Source organism: Ruegeria sp. N11, assembly GCF_056531525.1.
In genome coordinates this window covers 195,694-214,523 of record NZ_JBQFLX010000007.1, presented here as the reverse complement: position 1 = coordinate 214,523, position 18,830 = coordinate 195,694, and the positions used below count along the sequence as shown (strand labels likewise).

General features: G+C 58.9%; 19 protein-coding genes and 1 pseudogene. 16 read left to right on the top strand and 4 right to left on the bottom strand.

Features of this window, described 5'->3' with window-relative positions:
- Positions 1-295 precede the first annotated feature (295 nt).
- The gene (locus ACR0J8_RS09935; protein ID WP_480525018.1) at positions 296-2,008 is read left to right on the top strand and encodes an amidohydrolase; all 1,713 of its coding nucleotides are present in this window, start codon (positions 296-298) and stop codon (positions 2,006-2,008) included.
- 218 nt (positions 2,009-2,226) lie between these two features.
- Here the strand turns inward: ACR0J8_RS09935 and ACR0J8_RS09930 are convergent, their stop codons facing one another.
- Entirely contained in the window at positions 2,227-3,483 is a 1,257-nt protein-coding gene (locus tag ACR0J8_RS09930; RefSeq protein ID WP_480889924.1) for a surface lipoprotein assembly modifier, read from the bottom strand.
- 237 nt (positions 3,484-3,720) lie between these two features.
- Here ACR0J8_RS09930 and ACR0J8_RS09925 point away from each other — a divergent pair, with 237 nt between their 5' ends.
- Positions 3,721-4,659: a transferrin-binding protein-like solute binding protein gene (locus tag ACR0J8_RS09925; RefSeq protein WP_480525013.1), complete on the top strand. Its 939-nt coding sequence runs from the start codon at positions 3,721-3,723 to the stop codon at positions 4,657-4,659.
- A 131-nt stretch (positions 4,660-4,790) separates the two neighbouring features.
- Here the strand turns inward: ACR0J8_RS09925 and rpe are convergent, their stop codons facing one another.
- Positions 4,791-5,477, bottom strand: a complete 687-nt coding sequence (rpe, locus tag ACR0J8_RS09920; protein WP_480525011.1) for a ribulose-phosphate 3-epimerase — start codon at positions 5,475-5,477, stop codon at positions 4,791-4,793.
- A 207-nt stretch (positions 5,478-5,684) separates the two neighbouring features.
- On the opposite strand from rpe, the gene phnC reads away from it, so the two are divergent.
- The 5 genes and pseudogenes from phnC to ACR0J8_RS09895 all read left to right on the top strand — a co-directional run.
- A complete protein-coding gene (gene phnC / locus ACR0J8_RS09915) occupies positions 5,685-6,506 on the top strand; it encodes a phosphonate ABC transporter ATP-binding protein (protein ID WP_480889920.1) in 822 nt (273 codons plus the stop codon).
- A gap of 63 nt (positions 6,507-6,569) precedes the next feature.
- On the top strand, positions 6,570-7,472 hold the full coding sequence (gene phnD / locus ACR0J8_RS09910; RefSeq protein ID WP_480889917.1) for a phosphonate ABC transporter substrate-binding protein: 903 nt from the start codon (positions 6,570-6,572) through the stop codon (positions 7,470-7,472).
- A gap of 66 nt (positions 7,473-7,538) precedes the next feature.
- The gene (gene phnE, locus ACR0J8_RS09905) at positions 7,539-8,420 is read left to right on the top strand and encodes a phosphonate ABC transporter, permease protein PhnE (RefSeq protein ID WP_480525005.1); all 882 of its coding nucleotides are present in this window, start codon (positions 7,539-7,541) and stop codon (positions 8,418-8,420) included.
- Positions 8,417-9,784, top strand: a complete 1,368-nt coding sequence (phnE, locus tag ACR0J8_RS09900) for a phosphonate ABC transporter, permease protein PhnE (protein ID WP_480889915.1) — start codon at positions 8,417-8,419, stop codon at positions 9,782-9,784. The genes phnE (ACR0J8_RS09905) and phnE (ACR0J8_RS09900) overlap by 4 nt, the downstream gene beginning before the upstream one ends.
- Positions 9,785-9,807: 23 nt before the next feature.
- Positions 9,808-10,119 (top strand): annotated as a pseudogene (locus tag ACR0J8_RS09895) (LbetaH domain-containing protein); the annotation flags it as partial.
- Between the two features lie 156 nt (positions 10,120-10,275).
- Here the strand turns inward: ACR0J8_RS09895 and phnF are convergent.
- Positions 10,276-10,986: a phosphonate metabolism transcriptional regulator PhnF gene (phnF, locus tag ACR0J8_RS09890; protein ID WP_480525001.1), complete on the bottom strand. Its 711-nt coding sequence runs from the start codon at positions 10,984-10,986 to the stop codon at positions 10,276-10,278.
- Between the two features lie 103 nt (positions 10,987-11,089).
- On the opposite strand from phnF, the gene phnG reads away from it, so the two are divergent.
- From phnG to phnN, 8 genes are all read left to right on the top strand, one after another.
- Positions 11,090-11,551, top strand: a complete 462-nt coding sequence (phnG, locus tag ACR0J8_RS09885; RefSeq protein ID WP_480524999.1) for a phosphonate C-P lyase system protein PhnG — start codon at positions 11,090-11,092, stop codon at positions 11,549-11,551.
- Positions 11,548-12,123 carry a phosphonate C-P lyase system protein PhnH gene (gene phnH / locus ACR0J8_RS09880; protein WP_480889911.1) on the top strand — a complete coding sequence of 192 codons (576 nt, stop codon included), beginning with the start codon at positions 11,548-11,550 and terminating at the stop codon, positions 12,121-12,123. The genes phnG and phnH overlap by 4 nt, the downstream gene beginning before the upstream one ends.
- A 3-nt stretch (positions 12,124-12,126) precedes the next feature.
- Positions 12,127-13,218, top strand: a complete 1,092-nt coding sequence (locus tag ACR0J8_RS09875; protein ID WP_480524995.1) for a carbon-phosphorus lyase complex subunit — start codon at positions 12,127-12,129, stop codon at positions 13,216-13,218.
- Positions 13,215-13,811 carry an HAD family hydrolase gene (locus tag ACR0J8_RS09870; RefSeq protein ID WP_480524993.1) on the top strand — a complete coding sequence of 199 codons (597 nt, stop codon included), beginning with the start codon at positions 13,215-13,217 and terminating at the stop codon, positions 13,809-13,811. Before ACR0J8_RS09875 ends, ACR0J8_RS09870 begins: the two co-directional genes overlap by 4 nt.
- A gap of 262 nt (positions 13,812-14,073) precedes the next feature.
- Positions 14,074-14,934, top strand: a complete 861-nt coding sequence (locus tag ACR0J8_RS09865) for an alpha-D-ribose 1-methylphosphonate 5-phosphate C-P-lyase PhnJ (RefSeq protein WP_480889907.1) — start codon at positions 14,074-14,076, stop codon at positions 14,932-14,934.
- Positions 14,931-15,701 (top strand): phosphonate C-P lyase system protein PhnK, encoded by a 771-nt coding sequence (phnK, locus tag ACR0J8_RS09860; RefSeq protein WP_480524990.1) that lies wholly within the window; start codon positions 14,931-14,933, stop codon positions 15,699-15,701. Before ACR0J8_RS09865 ends, phnK begins: the two co-directional genes overlap by 4 nt.
- Before the next feature lie 24 nt (positions 15,702-15,725).
- The gene (gene phnL / locus ACR0J8_RS09855) at positions 15,726-16,409 is read left to right on the top strand and encodes a phosphonate C-P lyase system protein PhnL (RefSeq protein ID WP_480524988.1); all 684 of its coding nucleotides are present in this window, start codon (positions 15,726-15,728) and stop codon (positions 16,407-16,409) included.
- The gene (phnN, locus tag ACR0J8_RS09850; protein WP_480524986.1) at positions 16,406-16,954 is read left to right on the top strand and encodes a phosphonate metabolism protein/1,5-bisphosphokinase (PRPP-forming) PhnN; all 549 of its coding nucleotides are present in this window, start codon (positions 16,406-16,408) and stop codon (positions 16,952-16,954) included. The genes phnL and phnN overlap by 4 nt, the downstream gene beginning before the upstream one ends.
- Here the strand turns inward: phnN and ACR0J8_RS09845 are convergent.
- Positions 16,936-17,619: a DUF1045 domain-containing protein gene (locus tag ACR0J8_RS09845; RefSeq protein ID WP_480524984.1), complete on the bottom strand. Its 684-nt coding sequence runs from the start codon at positions 17,617-17,619 to the stop codon at positions 16,936-16,938. The two genes, phnN and ACR0J8_RS09845, sit on opposite strands and share 19 nt — an antisense overlap.
- Before the next feature lie 53 nt (positions 17,620-17,672).
- Here ACR0J8_RS09845 and ACR0J8_RS09840 point away from each other — a divergent pair, with 53 nt between their 5' ends.
- The gene (locus ACR0J8_RS09840) at positions 17,673-18,815 is read left to right on the top strand and encodes an alpha-D-ribose 1-methylphosphonate 5-triphosphate diphosphatase (protein ID WP_480524983.1); all 1,143 of its coding nucleotides are present in this window, start codon (positions 17,673-17,675) and stop codon (positions 18,813-18,815) included.
- The last annotated feature ends 15 nt before the right edge of the window (positions 18,816-18,830 follow it).

Here is an 18,830-nt window from a genome sequence, read left to right as displayed (position 1 = left end):
ATCCGCGAAGGCGGCCGCACCGTCGGCGCCGGCGTTGTGTCGAAGATCATCGAGTAATTCGCATCTGCAAAAAGCTACGGAAAGGGCGTCCCACGGGACGCCCTTTTTTTTGTTTTTGCTAAGCCTTCTGTAATGCTAACTTCTTTCGTATTGAGACATTGCAATTAGAAAGAGTCATAAGATGCATTTTTCGGCGCGTTCAATTTGTCTTGTCATAGCAGTTGTTTTCTCATCTACCTCAGCGTCTTCACAACAGATTGCGGATAAGATCTATCACGGAGGGCCCATCGTAACGATGAACGATACGGCTCCGTCCGCCGAAGCTGTCGCAGTTAAAGATGGGCGCATTCTTGCCGTTGGGTCGCTGTCTGACTTGTCGGCGCATCAGGGTGAAGAAACCGAAACCTATGATCTGGAAGGGCGCGCGATGCTTCCAGGTTTCGTAGACAGCCACGGGCATGTCGTTTTGGGGGGGGTGCAGGCTTTGTCCGCCAACCTTCTTGCGCCACCGGACGGGGAGGTCACTGATATCGCCAGTCTGCAATCCACACTGACAGACTGGGCCGAGGAGAATGCGCAGGCTGTTGAAAAGGTCAAAATGATCATCGGCTTTGGTTACGACAATGCGCAACTAAAGGAACTGCGCCACCCTACGCGGCAGGAGTTGGACGTGGTGTCCGAGGACCTGCCGGTCGTCATTATTCATCAGTCTGGGCACCTGGGTGTGGCAAACTCGAAAGCCCTGGAGTTGGCAGGCATCACAGCCGCCTCAGAGGCTCCTCCGGGTGGGGTCATTCAACGCGATGAGGCCGGGGAACCAAATGGTGTTCTGGAAGAATACGCGTTCTTTTCGGTTCTGGTGCCGATTTTGGGGAATCTGGGCGAGGAAGGTCTGGCGGCTTTTGCCCGAGCCGGAACCAAACTTTGGGCAAAGTTTGGATACACGACCGGGCAAGAAGGCCGGTCATCGGGTGAAATAGTCGAAGCTCTCAAGAAAGTTGCCGCAGAAGAAGGGCTTCCTATCGACGTTGTCGCGTTTCCAGATGTTCTCGAGTCGAGGGAGTATATTGGCGCAAACACCTCGGCGGATTATGACAACCGGGTTCGGGTAGGTGGCTGCAAGTTGACAATTGACGGATCGCCGCAGGGCTTTACAGCTTTGCGGGATCGACCCTATTACGATCCGGTTGGAAACTATGCCGCCGGGTATGCAGGATACTCCGCCATCACAATGGAGCAACTCCAGGATGCCGTGAACTGGTGTTTCGAGAACGGTTTCCAGATCCTCGTACACTCCAACGGTGAAGGGGCATCGGACATGCTGATTGCGGCCCTCGAAGAGGCGCAGATCAAGTATGGGGATCCGGGCAATCGGCCTGTTCTGGTTCACGGTCAATTTCTGCGAGAGGATCAGGTCGCCAGCATCAAACGGTTAGGAGTGTTCCCGACGCTTTTCCCTATGCACACATTCTACTGGGGTGATTGGCACCGGGAACACACAGTCGGTCCAGTGAATGCCGACAATATCTCTCCAACAGGGTGGCTGCATGAGCGGGACATGATGTTCGGCACGCATCACGATGCCCCGGTCGCCTTTCCGGACAGTATGCGTGTCCTTGCGGCGACGGTTACACGTCGAACACGGTCTGGTGACATTCTTGGGCCGCACCAGAGGGTTGATGTGATGACTGCGTTGAAAGCCATGACAATTTGGCCCGCCTGGCAACATTTCGAAGAAGATCAGAAGGGCTCAATCGAAGTTGGAAAAGTCGCCGATTTCGTCATTTTGTCCGACGATCCAACTGCTGTTGATCCCGAGAAGCTGGCCGAACTTGAAGTACTTGTGACCATAAAGGGGGACGAGGTTGTCTATGAGGCCGAAGACGGTATCAGGGAAGGCAATCTGCAATTCTCGCCGTTTTCGAAGGATCCAGTAATCGCGCATCTTTTTCTGCATGCGGTTTATCAAGGGATGAAGGTCGAAACCCCATGGCTCGTGCGGAATTAACATGAGTTTTTTCGCGGAAAGCTGAGGCGTTTTGTCGAAGATCATCGAGTAAATCGCATCTGCAAAAAGCTACGGAAAGGGCGTCCCGCAGGACGCCCTTTTTTGCTTCGTGCACGGCCGAGACTACTTCGCGAATGATCTCGGGGTGCGGACTCTGCTGAACATAAGGCCGTTCCACTCCTGCAAGCGGTTTGCCCTGCGGACGTGACCGCCCATTTTCAGAAACGCCGCTCGAAGCCCAGCTCAAACTCGGTTTCCGTATAGCTGTAGGCCCGGATATCAGACTGAGTTCGGTTGTATTCCAGTTGCAGGAACGGCGAGAAGCCGTTGCCGAAAAACAGATCGTTTTTTTCGACCCTGACTGCCGTACCCCATGACGTCTCGTCCGGTGAAGCGGTGAGGATCGGGCTAGGGGTCTGGAATGTCTTGTTTTCAAGATAGACGGACGGACGAAACGTGAAGCCGCCGCGAGTGTCAACCTGACCAAACAGGGTCAATCGCTTGCGCAAGTAATTATCCAGATCGCCTTCGACTGACTTGTCCTGGATCAGTGCGCTCAACCCGATGGATCCCCGCCCGCCGATGGACCGGCGAACACCAAGTTCGGCCTGAAATTCATGACCGTCCAGCGCGCTGTTTGTCGGGTTGTGCAGGCGCGACGCAGACAGCAGACCAAAGACAGATCCCCCGAGCAGGTTTCTGCGTTCGAATGCGGTTTCCAACGCGATGCGGTTTTCGAACACATTGCCGCCGACCAGTCGGGTCGAGAGGGCCGGCCCGAAAGACACGGTGGTCAACGGGGCGAGGGTGCGCAGACCGAACCTTCCAACGAAAATGTAGTCATCGTAGTTCGAGGTTCGCGCCTCGGTCACGTCAAACGCCAATGATGCAAATGCAACGGTATCGAGGTTGGAAAAGGAAAGGTCGACCGGTTTGCGAAAATTCGCCGCTCCGGTGATGCGCAGGCCGAGTTCAGTCGAGGTGTCGCGGTCCAACGTGAACGGCAGATTCAGCCCGAACAGGTTCAGTGTGATCTGGTCCGTGTCGTATTTGCGCGGATTGCCGACGGTGGTCAGGCCGAGGCTGAGATCCCAGTCGAACCCCCGGCGGGCGTCGATCTGCCGGATGTAGCTGAGAACACGGGCGCGCACAGGGTCCGGCAGATCGCCAGAAAGAACGACAAAGAACTCGTTTCGTGACCGGTCCCACTGACGGGCCAGAAAGAATGCGCGGGCCAATTCCAGCCTGACCCGCACGAGATATGGATTGGCCGCGAGTATCGAGGAGAACTTTTCGATTGCAGCTTGCGGTTGTCCGCGTTGCAGATCCGCAAGGCCGCTTAGAAACAAAGCTTCGATTTCCGTTTCGTCGACGAACGCAGCAACTGGTACTTTGTTTTCTGACTGGGCGCGGACGTCGGTATTGGGTAACAGGACAAACAGTAAGCTGAAGGCGGTAAGCAGAATACGGGTCAAGAACAAGCCTTTTTGAACGTCATCCGGCGCCAGAACGAAATTGAGTGGCGCGGTCTATTTTTGTTGTTGTGGGAAATCATTTTTGCCTTGAAAACAATATTGTGCGTCAATCCGGCCCACAGTGCCTATCGCATTTTCAGCAACAAAAACATTTCCTATAGATTGCACGGGCGGCATCACTTGCGCCGTATGGGTGAGTAACTAATGTGCCGTTTCAGATTTGACTATGGAGCAGTTATGAATTCCCAAACACGTTGCCTGATTGCAGCATTCATCCCCGTATTATTCCTTGGCGCATGCGGCGGAGCCGCCGGTCTTGATTTTGATGGCGGCGGCGGCGGTGAGTCGTCCTCTGGTGGTGGAAATTCCGCCGAAGGGCCGATTTCAACAACACCGGCCCAGAAAATCAATCTGCCGCAGGATGGCACCGCAACTTTGAACGGCAGGGCAGTCGTGCAGGCGTATTCGTCAAATCAGGCCAATGGTCAGGTCATCGTTCAAAACCAGACTGGCCCCATTCCATCGGATCTGACGCTGATTACAAGCGGCGGAAACATCGTTGCGGCGACGGCTGTTTCGGGGGGGTCCAGTTTCAATCTGGACAGCCGCAATGGTGACAGGATTGATCAAGGTACGGCGGCGGTCACCTTCAACTCTCCGGATTTGAATTCCGGTGCAACCATTCTGGACCCAACCCGGACACGGTTTGAGTATCAGACCTTTGGAGCGTGGTTGCATGACCGGAACCAGCCGTCCGGTACTGCGGGCGCCGGGTCCTATGGCTCGGTTACGCCGACCGCCGACATGCCGCGCGGGCAGACCGCCAGCTATCAGGGTGCAAGCACCGGGATTGCACGGCGCGCCGATGGAACCCACTATCAGACGGTTTCCGAAGTCAATGTGTCGACAGATTTCTCCACCGTTTCGATGAGCAGCACCAATACCGTGGCAGACAGCCTGCTGGTCGGAGGGAGCACCGGTCTCGCCCCAGAGTTGGATTTCGCAGGTACCGGCAGCGTTTCGAACTCAGGCTTCGTGGCGAATGTCGCCGGTTCGGGAACCAGCGGTCAGGCTCATGGTGTATTCTACGGCCCCAATGCAGAAGAAGTTGGCGGGACCTTTCAGACCACTGGCGCGAACGGAGTGTCATATATCGGGGCGTTCGGCGCAGATTGATCACCCTGCAAGAGCCTTTCTGTGTAAAGGCTCTTGCTGTCAGGGCTGAATGCAGGTGTCCCAAGCCTGTTACTTATGGGCTTGGGTTTCGTTGCCAAGAGTTCCTCGTGTTTATCTGGCCGCCATGACGCCTAGAGTGCGGAGTTTGCGGCCGACCGGACTGCCTGAATGTTTGCACCGTATACTTCGGGTCTGGAGACCGAGCCGCCCTTGAATACGGCGGAACCGGCGACCAGTACGTCCGCCCCGGCGGCAGCGACCAGCGGTGCCGTCTGGGGATCAACGCCCCCGTCAATCTCGATGTGAACCGGGCGATCACCGATCATCTGCCGCAGGTGGCGGATCTTTGCGGTCATATCGATGAATTTCTGGCCACCAAATCCAGGGTTCACCGTCATGACGCAAACGAGGTCCGTCAGGTCCAGCAGATGCTCGACCGCCTCGGCAGGGGTTCCCGGGTTCAGCGCAACGCCAGCCTTCATCCCGGCGGCCCGGATTGCCTGCAAGGTGCGGTGCGTATGTGGGCCCGCCTCGACATGGGCGGTCAGGATGTCGGCACCCGCATCGGCATAGGCCTGAATGTAGGGATCGACCGGCGTGATCATCAGGTGCACGTCCATCACGGTCTTCACATGCGGGCGGAATGCCTTCACCGCTGGCGGACCAAAGGTCAGGTTCGGCACAAAATGACCATCCATGACATCGACATGCACCCAGTCGGCGCCCTGGGCCTCGATCGCCTGAATCTCTTGTCCGAAATTGGCGAAATCGGCGGACAGGATGGATGGGGCAATCTTGATGGAACGGTCAAAGCTCATGGCTGGCCTCGTGCTCAGGTAACGTGTTGCCCGCGCATATAGCCGCGATTGATGCCAATGGGTAGGCCCAATCCCGCGTTTGCGGGGCTTGGAGCCGAGTGGCCGATACTTGCAGCACGGATCGCAGTTACAAAACCTTCATCGAACCGACACATCCCCGTTGAGTGCCGTCTGTAGCTGGCCACCAACACGTTTTGGGGGTGGCAAGTGCTGCGTATCGAAAAACTGACCAAGCGATTTGGTGACAACGTTGCTGTCGATGCGGCAATGCTGGATGTGGACAAACCTTGCATGATCGGGATCATCGGACGGTCCGGGGCGGGTAAATCGACGCTGTTGCGAATGCTCAACCGGTTAACCGATTCCAGCGATGGCCGCATCCTGTACAAAGACCGCGATGTTACCCGACTGAAAGGCCGGGAAAAACGGTCCTGGCAGGCCGAGTGCGCAATGATTTTCCAGCAGTTCAATCTGGTGCCGCGCATGGATGTAGTGTCGAACGTGCTGCACGGGACGCTGAACCGACACTCGACACTGGCGACGATATTCAACCTGTTTCCGATGGAGGATATCCATCGCGCTATCGGCATACTGGATCGTCTTGGCATTGCCGAACATGCGCCAAAGCGGGCTGAGGCCCTGTCGGGGGGGCAGCAGCAACGCGTCGCCATCGCACGTGCCCTGATGCAGGACCCCAGGATCATACTGGCGGACGAACCCATCGCCTCGCTGGACCCGATGAATGCGCAGGTCGTGATGCAGGCCCTGCGCCGTATCCACGAAGAGGACGGCCGCACCGTCATCGCAAACCTTCACACGCTGGATACTGCGCGCCGCTATTGCGACCGCGTGGTTGGTATGCGCGACGGGCGCATCGTGTTTGACGGGTTGCCCGAGCAGCTGACCACCGGGGTTGCCCGCGAAATCTATGGCGCCGACGCCAGCTTCTCTGAAGAGGCGACATCGACCGAGATCGAAACGCTCGACGCCACCCAGAAGGCCCTGATGGAAGCCGAGGCCACCATCTGAGCCCCCCACCTTTCATCGCCCGGCCCGATGAGAGGTCGGGGTAATCAAACTGGAGAGAGACAGATGAAAAAACTAATGGCTGCCCTTGTTGCGACCACTGCCATGGCCGCACCTGCAATGGCTCAGGACATCAGCGAATTCCGCATCGGTATTCTGGGCGGCGAAAACGCTCAGGACCGTCTGAACAACAACGAGTGCCTGCGGGAATACACCGAAGAAGCGCTGGGCGTTGAGACCAAGCTGTTTGCCCCTGCCGACTATAACGGCGTTATTCAGGGTCTGCTGGGCGGTACCATCGACATGGCATGGTTGGGCGCGTCGGGCTACGCAAAAACCTATCTGAGCGATCCTGAGGCGGTTGAGCCGGTTCTGGTCAAAGTGAATGTCGATGGTGGTTACGGCTACTATTCGATCGGGTTTGCACGCAAGGACAGCGGCATCAACTCGCTGGACGACATGAAGGGCAAGACCTTTGGTTTTGGTGACCCGAACTCGACCTCGGGCTATCTGATCCCGTCGATCGAAATCCCGCAGGCTACGGGTGCGACCATGGATTCGGGCGACTATTTTGGTGAAGTGAAGTTCACCGGCGGTCACGAGCAGACCATCGTTGCGGTCAACAATGGCGACGTTGACGGTGGCGTTACCTGGGCTGACGGTCTGGGCAATTGGGAAGACGGCTACAATTCGGGCGCCCTGCGCCGCGCTGTTGATTCCGGTCTGGTCGACATGAATGACATGGTCGAAATCTGGAAATCCAAGCCGATCCCGGAAGGTCCGGTTGTTCTGCGCACCGCGCTGCCTGCGGATGTCAAAGAAAAGATGACTGCCCTGATGGCTGGCCTGCATGAGAAAGACCGCGAATGCTTTTACGGTGTTGCCGCGGGTGAGGCAAAAGCGTTCGAGCCGATCACGCATGACGCCTACGAAATCATCATCGAAGCACGCAAGCTGAAGTCCAACTAAGCCTGCCTATCCAATGATCGGGGTCTGGTATTGAACCGGACCCCGTATTCCCCTCAGGAGCATTCCATGACAGACCTGACTGCAGGGTCCCAAAGCGTCGATCAGATCCGCGACGAATATACAGTGATGACGCGACGCAAGAGGGTCTATGGTGGTATCCTTCTGATCCTGTTCGTGGCTTTGATGGCTGCGGGATTCCGCACCGCCGACAGCCGCAATGCGGGGAGCTTCACCGACGGCTGGCATCGCATTCTGGACTATCCGGCCGAGGTGTTGTCGGAAGCCTGGGAAAAGATCGGCGCTATGCCGGCGAATCTTGTCGAGTTTTTCCCAGCATTGATCGAGACGCTGAACATCGCGGCGGCGGCGACTTTGGTCGGTACGATCGGTGGAACGTTTCTGGCACTGATGTCGACGCGGGGCATGGCGCTTTGGCCATCACTGATCCCGGTCTTCCGCCGTATCTCGGATATCTTCCGCGCCATACCCGAGATCGTGATTGCGCTGGTTCTGATCTTCATTCTGGGTGGTGGCCCGATCCCGGCGATGATCGCCATTGCCATTCACACGGCGGGTGCGCTGGGCAAGCTGTTCTCGGAGGTCAATGAAAACGCCTCGCTCAAACCGGTTGAAGGGTTGCAGTCAGTCGGGGCCAACTGGTCGCAGCGCATGTATCTGGGCGTGATCCCGCAGGTCGGGCCGAACTATGTCAGCTATGCGCTATTGCGGTTCGAGATCAACATCCGCGCCTCGGCTATTCTGGGCTTCGTCGGTGCGGGTGGTCTGGGCTATGAGCTACGTAATGCCATGTCCTGGGGACAGGGGCGTTACGATGAGGCCGCGGCCATCTTCATCCTGCTTTTCGTCACCATCGTTATCGTTGATCAGCTGTCCGGGCTGCTGCGCGACCGCCTGACCCACGGGTCGGAAAAAGGAGCCACGGCATGAGTACCTTTCCCACCGACCTGTCGATAGATGACCTCGAGGCCGAGGCTGACCGCCTGTTCAGCCGCAAACGTATCGTGAACTTTGGATTGCCCGGTCTGGTTGTCCTGTACCTGATCTATGTCTTCTTTGCCTTTGACGTGCCTGGGCTGGCCGAACGCGCCAATTGGGAAAACGGCAAGACGCTGGTTTCGGACAGCTACAGCTACAAGACCCATGTCGAACGCGACAACCGCAATGGTGAAGTCTCGGTTGCCATCGAGGGCGAGCGTAAGGGTGCCTATCCCGAGGGGACCGCGCCGGATTGGGTCGCGTTGGGTGAGACGACCGTGATCGATCTGGAAGACGGACACTTTGTGCGCTTTGGTCCCGAGACGGTCGAATACGACATCCCAGGTTATGGAAGGGTACGCGCGACACCCAGCCGATCCGCTGGCGTGCAGGCGGAATTGCCGTCAGGGGATGTGCCTGAATGGATCAATGTCTCGAAGAACCGTTTGGCGATCACGACGGATGCGGGCCGTCTGACGGTCACCCGAAACCGATCAGAAGTATTCCGCTATTTCACCGGTTGGGAGCTGTTCTGGTTCACACTGGACAGCCCGTATTACGGAAAATCCTTCTCGGAGTTGATGGGGCGTGCCGCATCAGGTGAGGCCGGTGCGATATTCAATGACTTCTGGACCAACAAGATGTGGCGGCATCAGGATGTGGCCTGGGCGATCTTTGAGACCATCCTGATGGCCTTTCTGGGAACCCTTGGGGCTGGCCTGATTGCATTGCCGCTGGCCTTCATGGCGACGCGCAATTTCAATCCGTTGCGGTCGGTACGCTTTTTCACGCGCCGGGTGTTCGATTTTGTCCGTGGCGTGGATGCGCTGATCTGGACGGTTGTTCTGGCCCGGGCCTTTGGTCCGGGTCCGCTGACAGGGGCGCTGGCCATTCTGGTGACGGACACCGGCACATTCGGCAAAATTTTCTCTGAGGCGCTGGAAAATGTGGATCAGAAGCAGATCGAAGGTGTGCAATCTACCGGAGCGAACGCGCCACAGCGCTATCGCTTTGGGGTGATCCCGCAGATCACTCCGGTGTTGTTGAGCCAGTTGCTTTATTTCCTCGAATCCAACACCCGCAGTGCCACGGTGATCGGTGCGATCACCGGCGGCGGGATCGGTCTGCTGCTGACGCAGGCCATCATCACGCAAAAAGACTGGGAAGAGGTCGCCTACTATATCGTCCTGATCATCCTGATGGTGATGCTGATGGATTGGTTCTCGGGCTGGCTGCGCCGACGTCTGATCCAGGGTGAAACCGGAAAGACACGCAAGCCGCGGGATCGCAAGGGCATGCCGTTCCTGTTGCCGTGACCTGAGAACAAGGACAAAAAGACCATATCGCGGGGCGCACGGCGTTTATCGGCCATGACACGTGGATTGGTCATGCCGCGATCATCAAGCCCGAGGTTACCATAGGCCATGGCGCGGTCGTCGCCTCTGGAGCGATTGTCACCAAGGATGTAGCGCCCTACTCTATTGTTGCTGGTGTGACTGCACAGCCGGTGCGTCGTCGCTTTCCCACGGATATTGCAGATCGCATGATGGCACTGGCCTGGTGGGATTGGGACAACAGCAGGATTCGTACTGCCCTGCCAGATTTCCGTGCCTTGTCTGCCGAAGCATTTCTGGAAAGACACGAGGCGTGATCAAGTCAGCCAAGTCAGCTCCCGCGCCCGCAGGGACATCGGCTGCGCCGACGCCCCTTGGCGGCCTTGGGCCCGGCGCCGCGCATTGCGCGGCGCTATGCCCAACGGGATGAGGCCTCCGTCAGGAGGCTGAAGACGGGCGGGAGCAATCCCGTTTTATTCTTCGCTTAGGGTTAGTGTTACGCGCTCACCCGCGAATACGGTCTTGCCATATTCAACGGGCTGTCCGTCAGGATCAGCGTTTATCCCCAGCGAATGCAACACGGGGGCGCCTTCGGTCAAATGCAAATGCAGTGCCTGCGTTGCGCTGGCGGATCGCGCGGTCAGGCGGGTCGAAATGCGGGTGTAATCCGGCACACCGCAGGTTTGCAGGGCCTTTGTCACCGATGCGTTTTCGGACAGGGCGTCCAGCAGGTCGGGAAATCGCTCTGCCGGAAAGACGCTCTGAAACAGACCCACAGGTTGCCCGTCAGCCAGAGACAAGCCGTCATAGACATGAACCGGGTCACCTGTTTGCAGGCCGAGCGCTTCGGCCTCTGCCTCATCAGACGCGCGGGTTGTCAGGGCCAGCACCCGTTTGCCCGGAATCTTGCCGCTGGCCGAGATGTTTTTGTGGTATCTGACACGTTTGCCAATCGGGTAGTCGGTGGGGCGGGCCGAAACAAACACGCCTGCACCGCGCCGGGCGTGGACCAGCCCGCGCTCGGCCAGATCGGACAGCGCCCTTCGGACGGTATGCCGGTTTACACCATGGGTGGCGGCTAGTTGCGCTTCGGTGGGCAGGCGGTCGCCGGTGTTGTAGCGGCCCTCGGCAATGTCCGAGGTCAGGGTCAGAGCGATGCTTTTCCAGATCGGTGTTTTGCTCATGTCATAAAAACTTCACGGCTCAGGAGATTGCGACTCGAGATCGACAGGTGTAATATTTGTCTAGTTGTATAGTAAAAATAGACAACCTGGCCAAGAGGCTTTGATGGTGGAACAGACAGATAAATCAGCCCAAGCGCGGCAAGCATGGATGGGTGTGCTGGCCCGGGCGCCGCAGGATGCCCTGATGGCACTATGGGACGGCCTGCAGCTGAACCCGACATATGAATGGCTGCGTGCGCCCGAAATCGGTGGCGTCATGGTGCGCGGTCGCACGGGTGGCACGGGTGCCCCGTTTAATCTGGGTGAGATGACAGTGACGCGATGCTCACTGGTGCTGGAGGATGGCACGGTCGGGCACGGCTATGTTCAGGGCCGATCCCGGGATAAGGCCCGAACGGCGGCTCTGGTCGATGCGCTGATGCAGACCGGGTCTGCCGACATGGTCCGGGCAAAAGTGATTGATCCGCTTGCACGGGAGATGCAGGCCACCAAGACGGCACGTGCGGCCAAGGCAGCGGCCACCAAAGTCGAGTTCTTCACCATGGTACGCGGAGAAGATCAATGAGCGCGCAAACCCAATTCTCGGGTGGGTTCCTAAATGCGCCGATTGATGCCGCACATGCCTTTCGTGCGGCAATGACCGTCATGGCGCGACCTGGAGAGATTCGTGACCTGACTGGTGCTGAACCCCCCGTGCCTTTGTCCATTGCGGCGGGTACATTGCTGTTGACGCTGTGTGATCCTGAAACCCGCGTTCATCTTGCCGGGGAGGCTGATACCGAAACGGTGCGGAAATGGCTGACCTTCCATACCGGCGCGCCGATTGTTCCGGCGGTCGAGGCCGATTTCTCGGTTGGCCGCTGGGAGGATCTCATGCCGCTGAACACCTACCGGATTGGCACGCCGGAATATCCCGACCGGTCTGCCACGCTGATCGTGGAATGCGACGCGCTCAAACAGCAGGGCGCGGCACTCAGCGGGCCGGGGATCAAGGAGGTGGCGCATCTTTCGCTGCCGGATATCGCTGTCCTGCAAGGCAATGCAGCGCTCTACCCACTGGGATGCGACTTCTTTTTCACCAGCGGAACGCAAGTCGCGGCATTGCCGCGCAGCACGCAGATCAGGGCAGAGGGTTAAGCGATGTATGTTGCTGTCAAAGGTGGCGAGAAGGCCATCGAAAACGCCCATTCCTGGCTGGCCGAGGAACGGCGCGGATCAACGGATGTTACCGAGTTGAGCCTTGCGCAGATCCGAGAACAACTGAGCCTCGCCGTGAACCGCGTGATGGCCGAAGGGTCCCTGTTCGATCCTGATCTTGCGGCGCTGGCGATCAAACAGGCGCGCGGTGATCTGATCGAGGGGATTTTCCTGATCCGGGCCTATCGCACGACACTGCCGCGGTTTGGTTATTCCAATCCGGTTGAGACGGGTGGCATGGCATGTGATCGCCGCATCTCGGCCACCTTCAAGGATGCGCCGGGCGGGCAGGTGCTGGGCCCGACTTTTGATTACACGCACCGTCTGTTGGATTTCAAACTGGCCGCTGACGGAGAGGTGGCTGCTGCGCCCGAAGGTTCTGCCAGGCAGGAACCAACACCGCATATCACCGAATTCTTGAAGGGTGAGGATATCATTCAGGACGAACCGCCCAGCGACGTGACACCGGGAGACCTGACACGCGAGCCGATGGAGTTCCCGTCGAACCGGCCACTGCGCCTTCAATCCCTAACGCGCGGGGATGAGGGGTTTGTGCTGGGCATGGCTTACTCGACCCAGCGTGGCTATGCCCGCAATCATGCGTTCGTGGGAGAGTTGCGGATTGGCAAGGTCGCGGTCGAGATGGACATTCCAGAGTTGGGCTTTTCCATCGAGATTGGCGAGGTCGAACTGACCGAATGCGAAACGGTGAACCAGTTCAAAGGGTCCAAAACTGAACCGCCGCAGTTTACGCGCGGCTATGGTCTGGTCTTCGGCCAGTCCGAGCGAAAGTCCATCGCAATGGCTCTGGTTGACCGTGCCCTGCGCTGGAAAGAACTGGGCGAGGACGATCTGGGCGCCCCGGCCCAGGACGAGGAGTTTGTTCTGAGCCACGCGGACAACATTCAGGCCACGGGCTTTCTCGAGCATATCAAGTTGCCGCACTACGTGGATTTCCAGTCTGAACTGGAATTGGTGCGGAAACTGCGCCGGGAAGCCGAAGAACGGATTATTGGGAAGGAGGCGGCAGAATGAAAGCGGTTGTTTTTGATATTGGCGGTGTACTGGTTGACTGGAAACCGCATCTGGCCTGGGTCGAGGCGCTTGGGTCGGAAGACGCCGCACATGCGTTTATCGAACGCACGGATTTCCTGGCGCGCAATGCGCGTGGAGACAATGGCGAGCGATTTGCCGATCTGGCACAGGAACTTGACGATCCGCAGGACCAGCGCCTTTTTGCGGCATATGTAGGATTGTACACGCGTACCGTTGAAAACGCGATCCATGGAACCTGGGATGTTCTGGACCGGCTCAGGGCGCAGGGTACGCCGGTTCATGCCATCACCAACTGGTCAGCCGAAACCTGGCCAGAAGGACTGAAGGTGCACCCGCGTCTGGGCGAGGTGTTCGGAACATTGGTCGTTTCGGGGCAGGAGGGCGTGATGAAGCCCGACGCGCGAATTTTCGAACTGCTTTGCGCGCGTGCTGGTATTGCGCCCGCGGAGTGTGTGTTCATCGATGACGGTCTGCACAATGTCGAAGGCGCGCGTGCAGTTGGCATGGATGGCATTCACTTTACGACGCCGCGGGCGCTGGAGGCAGAACTGAGCGAAAGGGGTTTCCTGTGACGGGGTTCAGGATTGTCTGTCCGGGGCGAAGTGAGCTGGGGAACGCTCCGGTGTATCCGCGCGGGCTGGCGGATTTTTGCCGAGAGAGGTCTGCGTCGGCGCGCCGATCGCGCTCCATTCGTCCGTTGGGTCGCGTTGTTGCGCCTCGTGTCGCCGTTTTGCGTGGCGGGTGTGCCAAAGCAAATAGAAGAAAACGATCAATAAGAACGAACCAATTAACATTACGTCCACAAAAACACCAAAAAACAAAACGATACGCCAAATGACTGAGTATAACTTCGCATATCTGGACGAACAAACCAAGCGAATGATACGCCGGGCCATCCTCAAAGGCCTTGCCATTCCGGGCTATCAGGTGCCGTTTGCCAGCCGCGAAATGCCGATGCCTTACGGCTGGGGCACCGGTGGTGTGCAGGTTTCAGCGGCGACGCTGACGCCGGATGACACGTTCAAAGTGATCGATCAGGGCGCGGATGACACGACGAATGCGGTGTCGATCCGCAAGTTCTTCGAGAATACTGCGGGCGTCGCGACAACCGAAGAGACGGCCAAGGCCACAGTCATTCAGACCCGCCACCGCATCCCCGAGGCGAAGCTGACCGAAGATCAGATACTTGTCTATCAGGTGCCGATCCCGGAACCGCTGCGTTTTCTGGAGCCGCGCGAGACAGAGACGCGCAAAATGCACAGCCTTGAGGAGTACGGGCTTATGCATGTGAAGCTATACGAGGATATCAGCCAGCACGGCGCGATTTCGACCGCGTATGCCTATCCGGTCAAGGTGTCGGGCCGCTATGTCATGGACCCGTCGCCGATCCCGAAATTCGACAATCCCAAGCTTGAAATGGATGCGATCCAGCTGTTTGGCGCGGGCCGGGAGCAGCGGATTTACGCGGTCCCGCCGCACACCAAAGTCGTGAGCCTCGATTTCGAAGACCATCCGTTTGAAGCGACGAAGGCCGACCATCCGTGCAATCTGTGCGGGGCCGAGGACAGCTATCTGGACGAGGTGATCATGGATGATGCGGGCAACCGGATGTTTGTTTGTTCTGACACTGACTATTGCCGGTCACGCCGTGAGGCAGGCCATGTGGGCCGATTGGCTGAGGAGAGCGCGGCATGACCCCTTTGTTGCAGGTCAAAGGCATCGGGAAACGCTATGGCGCGCGGATCGGGTGCACGGATGTAAGCTTCGACCTCTACCCCGGCGAGGTGATGGGGATCGTGGGCGAAAGCGGGTCGGGCAAGTCGACCCTTCTGAACTGCCTGGCGGGGCATCTGGAACCGGATGCGGGTCAGGTGATCTTTGAAACTCGGGCGAATGGACCGGTTGACACCGTTACCATGTCGGAACCCGAACGTCGGATGCTTGGCCGTACCGACTGGGCTTTTGTGCATCAGCATGCGCGGGATGGTTTGCGCATGTCGGTCAGTGCCGGCGGCAATATCGGCGAGCGGCTGATGGCGGTCGGCGATCGTCACTACGGCAATATCCGCCACAAGGCCATCGACTGGCTGGACCGGGTCGAAATCGAGGCAGAGCGTGTCGATGACCGCCCAACCGCGTTTTCGGGCGGGATGCAGCAGCGGTTGCAGATCGCGCGGAATCTGGTGACCGGACCGCGGCTGGTGTTCATGGATGAGCCGACCGGCGGGCTGGATGTCTCGGTTCAGGCGCGTCTGCTGGATCTGCTGCGTGGGCTTGTGCGTGAAATGGCGCTCAGCGCCATTATCGTCACCCATGATCTGGCCGTGGTGCGCCTGTTGGCGGACCGGTTGATGGTGATGAAGGATGGTCGCGTGGTCGAAGCCGGGTTGACGGATCAGGTGCTGGACGACCCGCAACACGTCTACACGCAGCTGCTTGTGTCAAGCGTTCTGCAGGTTTGAGTATTTGGGAAAAGATGAAGTGCGATGATCGAGTTAGTCAACGTGAGCAAGAGCTTCACCCTGCACAATCAGGGGGGCGCGGTGATCCCGGTGATGGAAGGCGCCTGTCTGCAAGTCGGACCGGGTGAATGCGTGGCCCTGACCGGAGCCTCCGGAGCGGGCAAGTCGACCCTGATGCGGCTGATCTACGGAAATTATCTGGCCGCCTCGGGTCAGGTGCGGGTCGGCGGGGTGGATGTGGCGCGGGCTGAACCGCGCGAGATTTTGGCGTTACGGCGAGAGACGTTGGGCTATGTCAGCCAGTTCCTGCGCGTGGTGCCCCGGGTGCCGACGCTTGAGGTAGTGGCCGAGCCGTTGTTGGCGGTTGGCTGCGACAAGCAGGCGGCCTTGGACCGCGCGGCCCGGTTGCTGCGGCGTCTGAATATTCCCGAACCCCTTTGGACACTCAGCCCGACGACATTTTCGGGCGGCGAACAGCAGCGGGTGAACATCGCGCGTGGTTTTGCGCATGAATATCCTGCCTTGCTGCTGGACGAGCCCACAGCCAGCCTGGATGCGCAAAATCGTGAAACCGTCCTGTCGCTGATCCAGGAGGCGAAGGGGCGCGGCGCCGCGATTGTTGGAATCTTCCACGATGTCCAGGCGCGGGAGCGGGTGTGCGATCGCGAGGTCAACGTCTCGGATTTCACGCCGGGTGTGGCTGCATGACCCTGGCCCCTGTCATAGCGATTGTCGGCCCTTCGGGTGTGGGCAAGGACAGTGTGATGGAGGCGCTGGAGGCGCGGGTGGACGGCATTCAGCGGGTGCGGCGGGTGATCACGCGACCCGAAGGCGAAGGCGGCGAAGATTTCGAACGTGTTCCGGTCGGGATGTTCCGACAGATGGCACAGGATGGCGCGTTTGCGCTGCATTGGCGCGCCCATGGGTTGCAGTACGGAATTCCGGGCGGGGTCGCGGATCAGCGCCGCAGGGCCGAGGCGTTGCTGGTCAACCTGTCGCGTGCGGTTCTGTTGCAGGCGCAGGATGTGTTTGGTGAGCTGATTGTCGTGTCGCTGACCGCGGATCCGGACGTTCTGGCACAACGCCTGTCGGCGCGCGGACGTGAAAGTGCCGCGGAACAGGCGCGTCGCCTGGGTCGGGCGGAGGCTCCGCTGCCCGAAGGTTTGAACCGGGTGATCGAAATCGACAACTCGGGTCCACTCGATGCCACAGTGGATGAGATTCTGTCCCGGCTTCAGCCGGAAAGAGCGTAGCGATGGATCAGATGGAACCGACCGTCTTCAGCCTCGCCCACCAATGCCAAGTCGTCGATCCGAAACGGGGTTGGCAGCATCGGGCCAAGGTGTGTTGCAAGTGCCGCCTGAACGCTGCGAAGCGTGGGTTTGTCCAGTTTGCCACTAAGCGTGATGTGAAATCGGAACGAATCCAACACGTAAGGGTAGCCCCAATTGACCAGATTGGCGTCCTGTTCCGGCGTCAGGCCGTTGCCGCGACGGCGGGCCAGATCCGCGTCGGTCGCAGGGGCGCGGAACGTATCGAGATCGCGAACACATGCGGCGGCCAGTTCGCCAAGTTTCGCGGTGTCTCCCAAGGGGCACAGGGCGAGGAAGCGGCCGAACCGCGCAATCTCCAGACCCTCCAACGTGACCGGAGCGTAGGATGCCGCCAGTCGTATGCAGGCGTCCTGCAGTTCTGCGGCTGTTCGGGTTTTGTGCAGGCGGAAGGGCGGTTTCATCGTCGCATGCAGGCCGTATTTGAGCGGAACCTCGGTCACGGCGGCTACGTCTACGCCGTCGACGTCGGGATGCGCCGCCACCGAGCCCGTTTCCATGTTCCAACCCAGCCAGCTTGTTGCGAACCTTGTCCAGTCCGCGTCGCCGGATGGCGCAAAATAGATCGCGTATCGCGTGAATGTCACATTGGCCTCCTACCTGTGTGGCCGATCCATAGCCCAAACTGCGTGAAGTTCAGATGACAGAAGAATTGATCCTTGCCAATGCGACGCTTGTTTTGCCCGATGAAACGGTTACGGGCAGCATTCGCATCCTCGGCGAAACCATTGCTCAGGTCGATACTGGGGTGGCGGTCCCCAAGGGGGCGACGGATTGCGAAGGCGATTACATCAGCCCCGGTCTTGTCGAATTGCATACCGACAATCTGGAGCGTCACATTCAGCCGCGTCCAAACGTACACTGGCCGCACGCCGCGGCCATCATTGCCCATGATGCGGAACTTGCCAGCACCGGCATTACGACCGTCTTCGATGCCATGCGCGTGGGTTCCATCCCTTCGGGCGCGGGGCGTTATGGGAAATATGCCCGGGGTTTGTCGCGTGAGCTTTGGCAATTGCGCGAGCAGGACGCATTGAAGATCAGCCATTTTCTGCATTTGCGGGCCGAGGTCTGTTCAGAAACTCTGATCGAGGAACTGGCCGAATTCGGCCCCGAAGATCGTGTCGGGCTGGTCTCGCTGATGGATCATACGCCGGGGCAGCGGCAGTTCCGGGACATGAACAAGCTCGAAGCCTATCTGAAGGGCAAATACGCGATGGATGACGCGATGTTCACGCGTCACGTGGCCCAGCTTAGGGGGCTGCGGGAACGCAATGGTGAAAAACACGAAACCGAGGCGGTCAAGGCTGCGCGCCGGTTTGGTGCGGTTCTTGCCAGCCATGACGACACCACAGCAGATCAGGTTCGTATCTCAGCCGGTCACGGCATTCGTCTGGCCGAGTTTCCCACAACGGTCGAGGCGGCGCAGGCCTGCCATGCGCATGACATCAAGGTCATGATGGGCGCGCCGAACGTGATCCGGGGTGGGTCGCATTCGGGCAATGTGGCCGCCCGTGATCTGGCCGAACTTGGACATCTGGATATTCTGTCTTCGGACTACGTGCCGTCGGCGCTGCTGCTGTCCGCCACGATGCTAGGTGAGATGTGGGGCAACATGGCGCAGGGCCTGAAGACAGTGACACAGACCCCCGCGCAGGCCGCCGGTCTGGCCGATCGGGGTGAACTGCGCGCAGGTCTTCGTGCTGATCTGATCCGCTTTCGCCTGCGCGATGGTATTCCCGCGCTGAGCGCGGCCTGGTCACGGGGGCGCCGCGTCGCTTAGAGCGGCAGGATAAAG